Origin of the sequence: Photorhabdus sp. P32 (assembly GCF_038085095.1) — a bacterium.
GTDB classification, from domain to species: Bacteria; Pseudomonadota; Gammaproteobacteria; order Enterobacterales; family Enterobacteriaceae; genus Photorhabdus; species Photorhabdus luminescens.
This window is the reverse complement of sequence record NZ_JAZGJN010000284.1, coordinates 1-14,375: the sequence shown is the minus strand read 5'-3', so window position 1 is coordinate 14,375 and position 14,375 is coordinate 1. Positions and strand designations below refer to the sequence as shown.

Genomic DNA, 14,375 nt, shown 5'->3' with positions numbered 1-14,375 from the left:
TTTTCGTAGATTTGGCATGTAGAATACAGCCTTTCAGGCCGGTGGCCGACCTATAAACTGTCGCTTTATGTCCCTCTGTGTGTCCATTAGGCGAATGATTCAGAAATATCAAGGCAGAAAAATATTTATAATGAAGCAAATACGAAATTTCTCCATTATTGCTCACATTGACCACGGTAAGTCGACGTTATCTGACCGTATTATTCAAATTTGTGGCGGCTTAACAGATCGTGAAATGGCAGAGCAAGTGCTAGATTCAATGGATCTTGAGCGTGAGCGTGGTATCACCATTAAGGCCCAAAGTGTTACCTTGGATTACAAGGCGAATGATGGGCAACTCTATCAATTAAACTTTATCGATACGCCGGGGCATGTTGATTTCTCATATGAAGTTTCCCGTTCACTAGCTGCCTGCGAAGGGGCATTGCTGGTGGTTGATGCGGGACAGGGAGTGGAAGCCCAGACGCTGGCTAACTGTTATACCGCGTTGGATATGGATCTAGAAGTTGTTCCTGTGCTGAACAAAATCGATTTGCCGGCGGCGGAGCCTGAGCGCGTAGCGGAAGAGATCGAAGATATTGTCGGTATTGATGCTACTGATGCAGTGCGCTGTTCAGCCAAAACGGGTGTTGGTGTACAAGACGTTATTGAGCGCTTGGTTAAAGAGATTCCAGCGCCGGAAGGCGATCCTGATGCGCCGTTACAGGCTCTGATCATTGACTCATGGTTTGATAATTACCTTGGTGTTGTCTCCCTGGTGCGGATTAAAAACGGTACCTTGCGTAAGGGTGATAAAATCAAGGTAATGAGTACCGGTCAGGTATATAACGCCGATCGCCTCGGCATTTTCACCCCTAAGCGTGTTGATCGCGACGTGTTAGGTTGTGGCGAAGTGGGCTGGTTAGTTTGTGCAATTAAAGACATTCTTGGCGCACCTGTTGGGGATACCTTGACACTGTCCCGTCAACCTGCGGAAAAACCGCTTCCGGGCTTTAAAAAAGTGAAGCCACAGGTTTATGCCGGGCTGTTCCCTGTTAGCTCTGATGACTATGAAGCGTTCCGTGACGCATTGGGTAAATTGAGTCTGAATGACGCTTCGCTATTTTATGAGCCGGAAAGTTCTTCTGCGCTAGGTTTCGGTTTCCGTTGTGGTTTCCTTGGTCTGTTGCATATGGAGATTATTCAAGAGCGTTTGGAACGTGAATATGATCTCGACCTGATTACAACGGCGCCGACGGTTGTTTATGAAGTGGAGACAACTAACCGCGAAATTATCTATGTGGATAGTCCCTCTAAACTACCGCCGCTGAATAATATTGAAGAGCTGCGTGAACCCATTGCTGAGTGTCATATGTTGTTGCCTCAGGAGTACTTGGGGAACGTCATTACATTATGTGTTGAGAAACGCGGTGTGCAAACCAACATGGTTTACCACGGTAAACAGGTTGCGCTAACTTACGAAATACCGATGGCAGAAGTGGTTTTGGACTTCTTCGATCGATTGAAATCTACCTCTCGCGGTTATGCTTCGCTGGATTATAATTTCACTCGTTTCCAGTCATCTGATATGGTTCGTGTGGATGTATTGATTAACGGTGAACGAGTTGATGCATTGGCGTTGATTACTCACCGTGGCAATGCACAGTACCGAGGCCGGGAGCTGGTGGAGAAGATGAAAGAACTTATTCCTCGTCAGCAGTTCGATATCGCAATTCAGGCTGCGATTGGTAATCATATTATTGCTCGCTCAACAGTGAAGCAATTGCGTAAAAACGTCTTGGCGAAGTGTTATGGTGGTGACGTCAGCCGTAAGAAAAAGCTATTGCAGAAACAGAAAGAGGGTAAGAAACGAATGAAACAAGTGGGTAACGTTGAGTTACCACAGGAAGCTTTCTTAGCCATTCTTCATGTTGGTAAAGACAATTAATAAGCTTAAGGAGTCTAAATGGCTAACACTTTTGCCCTGATCCTAACGTTGGCAACGTTAGTCACCGGCATTATTTGGTGTATTGATCGCTTCAAATGGGCACCAGCGCGCAAGAAAAAACTTGCCAGATTGCAAGAGTTGACTGAAGGTACAATGGATCAGGAGCATCTGGCTGAGACTATTAACAAGCCGACATGGGTGGATACTTGTTCATCTATTTTTCCTGTGTTAGCCGTGGTTCTGATCCTGCGCTCCTTTGTTTATGAGCCTTTTCAGATCCCATCGGGTTCCATGATGCCGACTTTATTGATTGGCGATTTCATTCTGGTGGAGAAATATTCATACGGATTGAAAGATCCCATCACTCAAACAACACTGATTAAGACTGGCAAACCAAAGCGTGGCGATGTTGCCGTATTTAAATACCCGTTGGACCCGAGTTTTGACTACATCAAACGGGTGGTTGGTTTACCGGGCGATAAAATTATTTATGATCCGGCAAAGAAAGAGTTGCGTATTTTTTCTAATTGCAGCAAAACAGGGAATTGTCAGGAAGAATTACCGGTTTCTTACGGTTCACTATTCCCAAGCGAATGGACAATGCAGCAGTATGGTGTCGATTCCAAGGGTGAAAGTTTGAAAAAGGTAGGTGTTTTCCAAATCCCTGTTGAAGAAACGTTGCCGCCTTACAGTATGCGGCAGGGTGAACGGATTGAGAATCTGGACGCGGTAACCCACCATATTTTGGAGATTCCAGGTGTACTATCGGTACCTAATTTCCGTCAGCCTGGCTTGCCAGAGGGAATGTGGATTGTGCCCGAAGGCCACTATTTTATGATGGGCGATAACCGTGATAATAGCGCTGATAGCCGAGTCTGGGGTTTTGTCCCGGAGAAAAATCTGGTCGGTCGCGCTTCAGCCATCTGGATGAGTTTTGAAAAACAGGAAGGAGAATGGCCTACCGGAGTTCGCTTCAGCCGTATTGGTGGAATTAATTAATATTTTTATATTAGCGAAGCATTAATTTTACTCGCAGTGTAGAATGTCCTTTCAAACTTAATGACTGGCTCCTATGAGGAGCCAGTGCAAACGCAACAGTTTTGTCAGGGTTTCTGAACAGGTTTGTTGCGTGTGCGTTTTTACTTGACGAATTCTGACCGATATTGGTAGCACATGAATCCCATCGTAATTAACAGATTGCAGCGTAAGCTGGGGTACACTTTTGATCAGCATGATCTGCTGATACAAGCGTTAACTCATCGTAGTGCCAGCAGTAAACATAATGAGCGGCTGGAATTTCTTGGTGACTCAATTCTGAGTTTTGTTATTGCTAATGCGTTGTATCATCGTTTTCCTCGTGTTGATGAAGGGGATATGAGCCGCATGCGCGCCACACTGGTGCGTGGTAATACACTGGCTGAGTTGGCAAGGGAATTTGAATTAGGTGAATGCCTTCGTTTAGGGCCGGGAGAACTGAAAAGCGGCGGCTACCGTCGTGAATCAATACTGGCTGATACCGTTGAAGCATTGATTGGCGCGATTTTCCTTGATAGCGATATTCAGATGATTGAAAGAATTATTCTGAGATGGTACGAAACCCGCTTGAATGAAATCAGCCCTGGCGACAAACAGAAAGATCCAAAAACCCGTTTACAGGAATATTTGCAAGGGCATCATCTGCCTTTGCCGTCATATCTGGTTGTTATGGTTCGTGGTGAAGCTCACGACCAAGAATTTACTATTCACTGTCAAGTGAGCGGTATTGAACAGCCAGTTAAAGGAACAGGCTCCAGCCGCCGCAAAGCGGAACAGGCAGCGGCTGAGCAAGCATTAAAACAACTGGAGCTTGAATGAGCGAACAAGAAACCTATTGCGGATTTGTTGCAATAGTTGGACGGCCTAATGTGGGGAAATCCACGCTGCTAAATCAGCTTTTAGGTCAGAAAGTATCTATTACGTCCCGTAAACCACAGACGACTCGTCACCGTATTATGGGTATCCATACAGAAGGTGCGTATCAGACTATTTATGTGGATACACCTGGATTACATATTGAAGAAAAACGGGCGATTAACCGGCTGATGAACCGGGCAGCCAGCAGTTCTATCGGTGATGTGGAGTTAGTTATTTTTGTTGTCGAAGGGACTCATTGGACCCCGGATGACGAAATGGTACTGAACAAGCTGCGTAATCTGCGTTGTCCGGTTTTACTGGCTATCAATAAAGTGGATAACGTAACCGATAAAACCAGTTTGTTGCCGCATATTGGTTTTCTTAGTAAACAGATGAGTTTTCTTGATGTTGTCCCGATGAGCGCTGAAAAAGGCATGAATGTCGATACGATTGCCAAAATTGTGCGTGGATATATCCCGAAAGCGACTCACCATTTCCCGGAAGATTATATTACTGACCGTTCTCAGCGATTTATGGCTTCTGAGATTATCCGGGAAAAACTTATGCGTTTCCTTGGTGAAGAATTGCCATATTCTGTCACAGTTGAAATTGAGCAGTTCGTGGCGAATGAGCGCGGTGGTTACAATATCCACGGTTTGATTCTGGTTGAGCGTGAAGGCCAGAAGAAAATGGTTATTGGCAATAAAGGCAGTAAAATCAAGACTATTGGTATTGAAGCTCGTCAGGATATGGAAAGGCTGTTTGATGTAAAAATCCACTTAGAACTATGGGTTAAAGTTAAAGCGGGTTGGGCTGATGATGAGCGGGCGTTACGTAGCTTGGGCTACGTCGATGATCTGAAATAAGGATCTCTGTGGACGGTTGGCAACGTGTTTTTGTCCTGCATGGTCGCCCTTACAGTGAAACTAGTCTGTTACTGGATCTGTTTACTGAAAATGAAGGGCGAATTAGCGTGTTGGCAAAAGGCGCACGTAGCCGTCGTTCCAATTTGAAAGGCTGCTTGCAGCCCTTTACCCCATTGCTGGTTCGTTGGAGTGGGCGGGGAGCAATTAAAACGCTGCGTGATGCAGATCCTATCTCTCTGGCCCTTCCTCTTACCGGCAGCGTGTTGTACAGCGGTTTATATATCAATGAATTGCTGTCAAGAGTGCTTGAACAGGGAACGGCTTATCCCGCCTTATTCTTCGATTATCTCCAATGTTTGCAGGTTCTTGCTGCCAGTGAATATACCCCGGAATATGCATTACGTCGGTTTGAACTGGCGTTGCTGGCAAATCTTGGTTATGGCGTTGATTATCTGCATTGTGCGGGCAGTGGCGAACCTGTAGCCGAAACGATGACCTACCGTTATAGAGAAGAAAAAGGCTTTATCGCTAGCTTGGTTGTTGATCATTACAGTTTTACCGGGCGCGAATTAAAATCATTGGCAACCCGTGAATTTCCTGATTCTGCGACATTAAAGGCAGCAAAGCGCTTCACGCGTATTGCATTAAAACCTTATCTCGGTGGCAAGCCTCTGAAAAGTCGCGAATTATTTCGGCAATTTGTATGTCAGAAGCCTGAAAAGAAAGAAAACTAATGAATTTGTTTCTCTTCAAGATGGAAAGTGTAAACTTGTCATATTCTAATATGACTACAGGAGATAAATGTGGCTGAAGTATTATTAGGCGTGAATATCGATCATATTGCGACGGTGCGCAATGCTCGCGGCACCAATTATCCTGATCCGGTTCAAGCGGCTTTTGTTGCGGAACAGGCGGGAGCAGATGGTATCACCATTCATTTACGTGAAGATCGCCGTCATATTACCGATCGGGATGTAGAACTGTTGAAGAAAACCATCCAGACGCGGATGAATCTTGAAATGGCCGTGACAGATGAAATGGTGGAGATTGCCTGTCGTATTAAACCTGAATTTTGCTGTTTGGTGCCTGAAAAACGGCAGGAAGTGACAACAGAAGGGGGCTTAGATGTTATTGGTCAGAAAGATAAGGTTGCTGCGGCGGTTAAGCGTTTATCTGATGCGGGTATTCTTGTCTCGTTATTTATTGATGCGGAACATCGACAAATTGATGCGGCTAGTGAAGTTGGCGCACCTTTCATTGAAATTCATACAGGTGCTTATGCCGATGCAGAAAATGAAGTAGAACAGGAAAAAGAATTTCATCGTATTAAAGAAGCCGCGACTTATGCAGCGAGTAAAGGTCTAACGGTTAATGCCGGTCATGGGCTGACATATCATAATGTACAACGTATTGCTGCTCTGCCAGAAATTTATGAGTTGAATATTGGTCATGCCATTATTGGACGTGCGGTATTCAGTGGTTTGACCGCTGCCGTGGCAGATATGAAAACCCAAATGCGGAAAGCTCGCCGTTAATGGCTATTATTGGGTTAGGTACAGATATTGTTGAAATTGCCCGTATTGAAGGGGTTGTCGAGCGCTCAGGCGAGCGCTTGGCAAAACGTATTCTCAGTGAATTAGAATGGGAACAATACCAGCAACATGAAAAACCGGTTCGTTTTTTGGCTAAACGCTTTGCGGTAAAAGAGGCCGCAGCAAAGGCATTAGGAACCGGTATCCGTAATGGGCTGGCATTTAACCAGTTTGAAGTAGTCAATGATACACTGGGAAAACCGATTTTGCGGCTCTATGGCGCGGCGGCAGCGTTGGCTCAGCAATTAGGAGCGACCTCTTTGCATGTGACATTGGCCGATGAGCGTCGCTATGCCTGTGCAACCGTTATTCTTGAGCGTTAATTTCAGATTTTATCTGCATGATGCAATAATACAAATTTATCCCACAGTTGTTCTTCTGTTTCCTGTCGGTCTGGATCGGTAATAATAGTATTATTTATCGGGCAGACTGATTGACAGGTTGGAGTATCATAATGACCGATGCATTCAGTGCAACGGTCGGCATTAATCTCATAAATTTCATCTCCCATCGATATAGCCTGATTGGGACATTCGGGTTCACACATATCACAATTGATACAGCTCTTTTTGATTAATAACGACATTTTAATAGATTAACTTATTTTTCATTTTATATTTTTTTCATTCTTTTGAGGAAGAACAACTCGAATAATAACAAAATATTTATGGCTGTTGTAGTATTAGCAATAATAAAATGATTAAAACCGGGTTCTTTCTGAATCCCGGTCTTGTTTGGCTGATTATGATAATGGGGAAATTGGCCAGTCAACTTCCGGGGCTGTTGAAGTATCAACCCGGTTAAGCATGACACGGTATTTTTTCCACTCTTTGAGTAATAGCATTTCTTCGTTTGTTGCTATATCAAGTTCTTCTGCATCAGCAAGCGGCGTTATTTTTTCATTTGCAAGAGATATAAATTGCGTTTTTTGGGCTTCTGCAATAGCTATCAATTCTTCTTTTGTCGGTGGTGGAATATCTTCCCAACAAGGAAGAGCATCTTTGCCACAGGACAGTATTTTTCCTTCTGGCGGTATTCCTGAAAATTTATGGAATATATCATCAGTTATAAATATAGGATCATTTGGCCATGATCCTGCTTGAATATAATCTTGCTGTAATGATAGCGGATAAAATGCTTTATTTAATGCGCTAAATACATAGTTTTTATCGTTCATAATTTTCTACCAATTTTAATTAAATAATAAAAATAATTTTTTAATTAATATCCCATTGCCATAAAAAATGTAAAAGTAGTGAGTTTATGGTAATTAATATTTTTATAACACCGAAACTGATTCTTATTTTCTACCGTTGCTGAGAATATACCTGCTGCTTGAGGGTCATTGCCACGATGCGTTAGCGTGATGCTAACGCATTCATTTGGAAACGGTATTGGAAAGTTATTTAAATACCCAGATTGAGGGCTGCTATGGTTATAAACTTGTGCTAATCCCCACATTATAATTAAACCCGAAGGCAATTTTTGCCAGCCATTCTTAACCAAGTTTGCTGTGAAGAACGACATATCTGGAATCTGATTAATTCCATTGCCTATTTTTATGTTTGCAGCTTTATCTAAACCTAAGTTTTTCACAAACTCATTTTTATTGGGAATATCTGCGCCATTTTGCGTTTTTTCCAGTCTGTTATTGGCATTATTATTGATATCGGAGACAAGCTTTTGTGTTGCAGCCAGTGTATTACTATTGCCAATGATATCTGTGAGTTGAACAACACCTTTTTGTGTTAATGAGGCATCGGGAATTTTTCTTGTAATTTTTTGTTCTAGCGCTTTATTTAATTGTGCAGTGAGTTTGGCTATATTACCATCATCCAAAACATCACTGCCAGATTCTGCCGAAATAAAATCAGCTACAACAGATGATATTGTTGATGACTGACGTAATGCCTTATTTAATACATGAGTGGTAAGACCTATTGGCGGAAATCCAGTCTGTAATTCTGGAAGCTCTTCATATAAATTTTGAGCCACCACATTAGCACCATCTCTAACAGAAAACGCTTTAAAATCATTCTTGAGATTCATATATATTCCCCTAAAGTTCTATAGGTCGTTTTTAAAATTATTGTAAGGATGATTTCCTATCGCTCATAGTCTAGAGATAAAAGATAATAATTAAATATTTTTATAGCTTATGGGATTAATTATTTTTCATATATTTTATTGATAAATAATTTCCATGCTGAAATGTTTATTCTGGAAAGTAAATTCCAATGACATATAATTTACTAATATCGCATGAGCTGAGAAATCTTGGCGTAAAATAGCTTATATGATGACAGAATATTTACCGATGTAATATTAACAATAATAAAATGATTAAGACCGGGTTCTTCCTGAATCCCGGTCTTTCTATTAATTACGATAATGGCGTAATTGGCCAGTCAATTTCTGGTGCATTTGACGTATCAATCCGGTTAAGCATCACGCGGTATTTTTTCCATTCTTTGAGTAATAGCATTTCTTCGTCTGTTGCTATATCAAGTTCTTCTGCATCAGAAAGTGGGGTTATTTTTTCATTTGCAAGAGATATAAATTGCGCTTTTTGGCATTCCGCTATAGATATCAATTCCTCTTTTGTTGGTGGTGGAATATCTTCCCAACAAGGAAGATTATCTTCGCCAGAGGACAGTATTTTTCCTTCTGGTGGTATTCCAGAGAACTTATGGAATATGTCATCAGTTACAGATATGGGATCGTTTGGCCATGAGTCTGCTGCAATGTAATCCTGCTGTAATGATAGCGGATAAAATGCTTTATTTAATGCGCTAAATACGTAGTTTTTCTCGTTCATATTAATACCCTATTGCCCTATAAAATGCTGCTACAGGAATTTGTAAATATGGAATACTGCTAAAACATTGGAATTGTGAATTATTGACCGTCATTATTGAAAATGTGCCAGCATGTTGAGGGGCGTTACCAACGTGAGTTAACGTGACGTTGAGACATTTATTCGGGAATGGGATTGGAAAGTTATTTAAAGTACCTGGTTCGGCATAAGCATTGCCTTTAACTGATGCTATTCCCCACATTTCAATTAAACCCGAAGGTAATTTTTGCCATCCGACCTGATTCAGGTTAGAGGTGAAAAACGACATATTAGGTACTTGATTTTCACCATTCCCTATCGTTATATTTGTTGAATCTGATAAACCAAGGTTCTTTATAAATTCAGCTTTATCAGGAATGTCTGCGCCGTTTTGGTCTTTTGCCAGAGCATTATTACTTACATCAGAAACAAGCTTCTGAGTTGCAGCGAGTGTATTACTGTCACCTATTTTATCTGTGAGCTGAATAATTCCTTTTTCTGTTAATGAGGCATCGCGAATTTCTGTTGTGTTTTTTTGTTCTAAGGCTTTCTTGAATTGAGTGGTGAGTTTGTCTACATCCCCATTATCCAGAACGTCTTCGCCAGATTGTGTTGCGATAAAATTAGCGACGGCAGTGGATATGGTTGACGACTGACGTAATGCCTTATTTAATAGTTCAGCGGTAATATCTCCTGTTGGAAACCCAGTTTGCAATTTTTGCTCTTTTTCATATGCGTCTTGTTTCACTATATTTGCATTGTCACTAACAGAAAAAGCCTTAAAATCATTCTTTTGACTCATATATTTTTCTCCAATTAAGTATTGCATTTTATAAACAATATAGTGAATTGTTATAAAAATAATTTCTCCCTATTCACGGCAGCTACAGTTTAGTTAGAAAAAAGAATAATGGAATATTCTTATAGCTTATAGGGTTAACTATTTTTATATAATTGATGGTAATGGATATGTTAATGATTTGTAATCTGAAATGTTTGCATTTGATATTTGAAAATGATTTTTATTAATTCCATTTGTGGTCTGAAAAGGTTGGGTGATTGCTATTATTTAAGTCTATTTGTTCTAATTATTTGTGGTGGGTATGTATATATGTGGTATGACTGAATGGGTTTAATATTTTAATGATTATTGATGTTGAATAGATACAAAATACCAGAATCAATAAAATGATAAAGACCGGGTATTATCCTATTCCCGGCCTTTTTGTTAATTACGATAATGGAGGAATTGGCCAATCAATTTCAGAGGCCGTTGAAGTATCAACTCGATTAAGCATCACACGGTATGTTTTCCACTCTTTAAGCAATAGTGTTTCTTCATTTGTCGCTATATCAAGTTCGACAGCATCTGCAAGCGGCGTTATTTTCTCATTTGCAAGAGATATGAATTGTGCTCTTTGGGCTTCTGCTATCGATATCAATTCCTCTTTTGTTGGAGGTGGGATATCTTCCCAACAAGGAAGACCATCTTCGCCAGAAGAAAGTATTTTTCCTTCTGGCGGTATTCCTGAAAATTTATGGAATATATCATTAGTTACAGATATGGGGTCGTTTGGCCATGAGCCTGCTTGAATATAATCTTGTTGTAATGATAGAGGATAAAATGCTTTATCTAACGCACTGAATACATAGTTTTTATCGTTCATGGTTTTTTTTGCCAATTTTAGTTAAATAATTATCATAGTAAATTAATTTTTTTTAATTAATATCCTATTGCTATAAAAGCTGTCTGAACAGCGGGAGTATAACCAGTATTACTTCTATAACACCGAAATTGACTCTGGTTTTCTACTTTTGCTCCAAATATTCCTGCTGCGCCAGGGTCCCAGCCAGTGTGAGTTAATGTGATACTAAAACATTTATTTGGAAATGGTATTGGAAAGTTATTAAGATATCCGCTATTAGGTTGTCCACTTCCACCGAAAGCAACTAGTGCTATTCCCCACATTATAATTAGACCTGAAGGTAACTTTTGCCAACCATTCTCAACTAAGTTTGCGCTAAAAGACGACATATCTGGAATCTGATTAATTCCAGTTCCTACTTGCCGTTTTGCGGCTTCATTTAAACCTAAGTTTTTCACAAACGCGTTTTTATCAGGAATATCTGCGCCGTTTTGCGCTTTTTCTAGTCTTTTATTAGCGTTATCATTTATATTGGAAACAAGCTTTTGAGTTGCAGCCAGCGTATTACTATTGCCAACCACATCTGCAAGCTGAACAATACCTTTCTGTGTTAATGAGGCATCGGGAATTTTTGTAGTAATTTTTTTTTCTAACGCTTTATTTAATTGTGTAGTAAGTTTGGTTGTATTACCATCATCCAAGACATCACTGCCAGATTCTATCGCAATAAAATCAGCTACAACAGAAGCTATTGTGGATGACTGGCGTAATGCTTTATTTAATAAGTGAGTGGGAACATTATCTGGGGGAAATCCAGAATACAAACTCAGGCTTTCTTCGTATCTTTCTTGGCTCACTACGTTAGCATTACTACTAGTAGAAAAAGCTTTAAAATCATTCTTGGGGCTCATATATACTTTCCTTAAATAAAATAATATTCTTCTGTAATTAACATATTGAGTTATAATTTAGCTAAATTATCGAAATTAATTTCAATTATAGTTTAGCCAAAAAAGAGGATAATAAGATTCCATTATTGATCAATCGATTGATTATTTCTGTGTCGCTGCTGGTAATAAATTGTTTAACATCCTGTAATCTAAAGCATATTCTAAATATTTATATTTTACATTTTTAAGTTATTTTTCCTTATCTCTTTTGTGAATTTTTAAATGGTTTTAACAAGGTTTATTAAAAATATAGGGTGTCAGAATGGCTGTTACGAAAATAATATTATTTTTTCTGTTGGCTGGATTGTTATATTTGTTTTGTGTTTGTTCGATAAATATAGGTAAATATCTTTATCAAATAAGGGGATAAATTATTCCCTAAAAAATAAAATGGGAAAAGGGCTGCCATGCAGCCCATAATTTCAATCAGCAATATAAATTTCTGTAATATCAGGACAATCCTCTTTGTTTACTATAGATAACCTCAATCCGCCATCTGATGAATGCACAACGAGCCATCCTCTTGATCCATATCCAGCACCAACCAAAATATTATCTATTGGAGGCATTTGTAAAGGTAAAAATATGCCTGGGCTACCAGTACGTAAATATATACATCTTCCTCGTATGTCCTGACTCAGTAATATACTACTTCCGCTGTCTCCACCGGCTCCTATTTTTTGCCATCCCTGATTAGGGCCTTTCTTTTGATATCGCTTATCAGATTCTGAACGTGAATATGCCCCGACATCTCCGGCTTCCAGATTGATGTCTTCAACCAGCACTTTGCCATTAATTTTCCTGTTATTAGGAACCGCATTTTTTGCCAATGCTACGGTTTCTGATAAACCAAGTTCATTTACAGTAGGTTTGTTTTTGGTTGTATAAAAACTAGTCCAATCTTCTTCAAATCCATAATTATCACGCGCCGAGCGATAAGCAATACCGCCGTTTTTGTAATGCACTTTCAATTGAAAAGCCGGACAACTCCCAACGCCATTATAGAAGTGCACAACATGATCACTAAATTTCGGATGCAGTAGGTCATATGATCCTGAATCTACATTCCACGGGACTTGGTTATCAACAGAATATTTTCCTGTTAATCCGAGCCTAAATGCTCCCACATCGCCAGCCCCTAAATTGATATCTCCAGTCAGCGATTTACCATTAATTTTCCTACTATTCGGCACAGCATTTTTCGCCAAATTGACGGTTTCCAATAAGTCGAGATTTTTCACAAACTCATTTTTATTGGGAATATCCGCCCCATTTTGGTTTTTGGCTAATCTATTGTTAGCATTATCATTGACATCAGAAACAAGCTTTTGAGTTACAGCGAGTGAATTACTATTACCAATCACATCTGTAAGCTGAACAATACCTTTCTGTGTTAATGAGGCATCGGGAACCTTTGGGATTATTTTCTGCTCCAGCGCCTTATTTAATTGAGCGGTGAGTTTCTCTATATTGCCATCATCCAGAACATCATTGCCAGATTGTGTCGCGATAAAATTAGCGACGACAGAGGATATTGTGGATGATTGGCGTAATGCCTTATTTAATATATTAGTGGTAATACCATCGGGTGCAAACCCAGTCTTCAAATTCTGACTGTCTTCATATTTTTCTTGGCTTATAATATTAGCATTATGACTAATAGAAAAAGCCTTGAAATCATTTTTAGGACTCATATTATACTCCTTAGGTTAAGTGATAAACTTTATATACCCGTCATCTTTCAAGTTGCCTCTTTGTTGGCTGCACTCACTCACCCCGGTCACATCGTTATCTATGTTCCCGGGGATTCGCTCCCTTGCCGTCGCGATGCATCTTGAAATCCATTGGGTATAAATAACATATTGGGTTGCTGTAAAAATAATTCCTTATTTAGTGCGTTGAATATATGGTTTTTTGCTATTTTAATTAAATAATTATAACAACTTGATTTTTATAAATTAATATCCTATTGCCCTAAAATATGCGCCAACAGGCGTAGGATGATTAGTGGGACTTCTATAACATCGGAACTGACTTCGATCTACTACATGTACTGAACATATTCCTGAGTCTTGGGGGTTATAACCACCGTTAGCTAACACAATATTTAAACATGCGTTTGGAAAGGGTATTGGGAAATTATTTAAATATCCGGCCTCGATAGAACCATAGCCGTTAACTAGTATAAATCCCCACATTTCAATTAAACCCGAAGGTAATTTTTGCCAGCCGGTGGAGTTCAGGTTTGCATTAAAAAACGACATGTCTGGCACCTGATTAACTCCAATTCCTATTTCCCGTTTTGCAGCTTCATTTAAACCTAAGTTTTTCACAAACGCATTTTTATCAGGAATATCCGCGCCGTTTTGTGCTTTTTCCAATGCAGAGTTGGAAATTTTAGTTATAATTTTTTGTTCTAATGCTTTATTTAACTGGGCGATTAATTTAACAATATCCCCATCATCCAGAACATCATCGCCAGATTGTGTCGCGATAAAATCGGCCACGGCGGAGGCTATTGTTGAAGATTGACGTAATGCTTTATTTAACACGTGAGTGGTAATGTCTTCTGGTGGAAATCCAGTTTGTAAATTCTGGCTTTTTTCATATTCTTTTTGACTCACTACATTGGCATTATTATTGATAGAAAAAGCTTTAAAATCAT

16 protein-coding genes are annotated in these 14,375 nt (G+C 39.8%); 7 read left to right on the top strand and 9 right to left on the bottom strand.

All coding sequences use genetic code 11. The annotated features are described in order from the left end of the window. Positions 1 to 130 precede the first annotated feature (130 nt). The 7 genes from lepA (at position 131) to acpS (ending at position 6,601) form a co-directional block, all read left to right on the top strand. On the top strand, positions 131 to 1,927 hold the full coding sequence (gene lepA / locus V2H77_RS17180) for a translation elongation factor 4 (protein WP_341499774.1): 1,797 nt from the start codon (positions 131 to 133) through the stop codon (positions 1,925 to 1,927). A gap of 18 nt (positions 1,928 to 1,945) precedes the next feature. Continuing rightward, complete coding sequence (gene lepB / locus V2H77_RS17175; RefSeq protein ID WP_049582192.1) at positions 1,946 to 2,926, top strand: signal peptidase I; 981 nt, start codon at positions 1,946 to 1,948, stop codon at positions 2,924 to 2,926. 174 nt (positions 2,927 to 3,100) lie between these two features. After that, a complete protein-coding gene (rnc, locus tag V2H77_RS17170; protein ID WP_265378059.1) occupies positions 3,101 to 3,781 on the top strand; it encodes a ribonuclease III in 681 nt (226 codons plus the stop codon). Beyond that, entirely contained in the window at positions 3,778 to 4,686 is a 909-nt protein-coding gene (era, locus tag V2H77_RS17165; protein WP_341499773.1) for a GTPase Era, read from the top strand. The genes rnc and era overlap by 4 nt, the downstream gene beginning before the upstream one ends. Positions 4,687 to 4,694: 8 nt before the next feature. Next, entirely contained in the window at positions 4,695 to 5,420 is a 726-nt protein-coding gene (gene recO / locus V2H77_RS17160) for a DNA repair protein RecO (RefSeq protein ID WP_341499772.1), read from the top strand. Between the two features lie 69 nt (positions 5,421 to 5,489). Continuing rightward, a complete protein-coding gene (gene pdxJ, locus V2H77_RS17155) occupies positions 5,490 to 6,221 on the top strand; it encodes a pyridoxine 5'-phosphate synthase (protein ID WP_341499771.1) in 732 nt (243 codons plus the stop codon). Beyond that, entirely contained in the window at positions 6,221 to 6,601 is a 381-nt protein-coding gene (acpS, locus tag V2H77_RS17150) for a holo-ACP synthase (protein ID WP_341499770.1), read from the top strand. Before pdxJ ends, acpS begins: the two co-directional genes overlap by 1 nt. 2 nt (positions 6,602 to 6,603) lie before the next feature. Here acpS and V2H77_RS17145 read toward each other — a convergent pair whose 3' ends face one another. The 9 genes from V2H77_RS17145 to V2H77_RS17105 all read right to left on the bottom strand — a co-directional run. Further along, positions 6,604 to 6,864 (bottom strand): YfhL family 4Fe-4S dicluster ferredoxin, encoded by a 261-nt coding sequence (locus V2H77_RS17145; protein ID WP_341499769.1) that lies wholly within the window; start codon positions 6,862 to 6,864, stop codon positions 6,604 to 6,606. Between the two features lie 156 nt (positions 6,865 to 7,020). Further along, complete coding sequence (locus V2H77_RS17140) at positions 7,021 to 7,455, bottom strand: tail fiber assembly protein (RefSeq protein ID WP_341499768.1); 435 nt, start codon at positions 7,453 to 7,455, stop codon at positions 7,021 to 7,023. Between the two features lie 44 nt (positions 7,456 to 7,499). Beyond that, on the bottom strand, positions 7,500 to 8,327 hold the full coding sequence (locus tag V2H77_RS17135; protein ID WP_341499767.1) for a phage tail protein: 828 nt from the start codon (positions 8,325 to 8,327) through the stop codon (positions 7,500 to 7,502). A 334-nt stretch (positions 8,328 to 8,661) separates the two neighbouring features. Then, complete coding sequence (locus tag V2H77_RS17130) at positions 8,662 to 9,096, bottom strand: tail fiber assembly protein (protein WP_341499766.1); 435 nt, start codon at positions 9,094 to 9,096, stop codon at positions 8,662 to 8,664. Between the two features lies 1 nt (position 9,097). Continuing rightward, positions 9,098 to 9,916, bottom strand: a complete 819-nt coding sequence (locus tag V2H77_RS17125; RefSeq protein WP_341499765.1) for a phage tail protein — start codon at positions 9,914 to 9,916, stop codon at positions 9,098 to 9,100. A gap of 430 nt (positions 9,917 to 10,346) precedes the next feature. Then, a complete protein-coding gene (locus V2H77_RS17120; RefSeq protein ID WP_341499764.1) occupies positions 10,347 to 10,781 on the bottom strand; it encodes a tail fiber assembly protein in 435 nt (144 codons plus the stop codon). A 56-nt stretch (positions 10,782 to 10,837) separates the two neighbouring features. Next, positions 10,838 to 11,671, bottom strand: coding sequence for a phage tail protein (locus tag V2H77_RS17115; RefSeq protein WP_341499763.1), 834 nt, complete (start codon positions 11,669 to 11,671; stop codon positions 10,838 to 10,840). Positions 11,672 to 12,132: 461 nt separating this feature from the next. Continuing rightward, entirely contained in the window at positions 12,133 to 13,404 is a 1,272-nt protein-coding gene (locus tag V2H77_RS17110; RefSeq protein WP_341499762.1) for a phage tail protein, read from the bottom strand. Between the two features lie 264 nt (positions 13,405 to 13,668). Then, positions 13,669 to 14,375: gp53-like domain-containing protein (locus V2H77_RS17105; RefSeq protein WP_341499761.1), on the bottom strand; the 707-nt coding region annotated here is incomplete at its 5' end.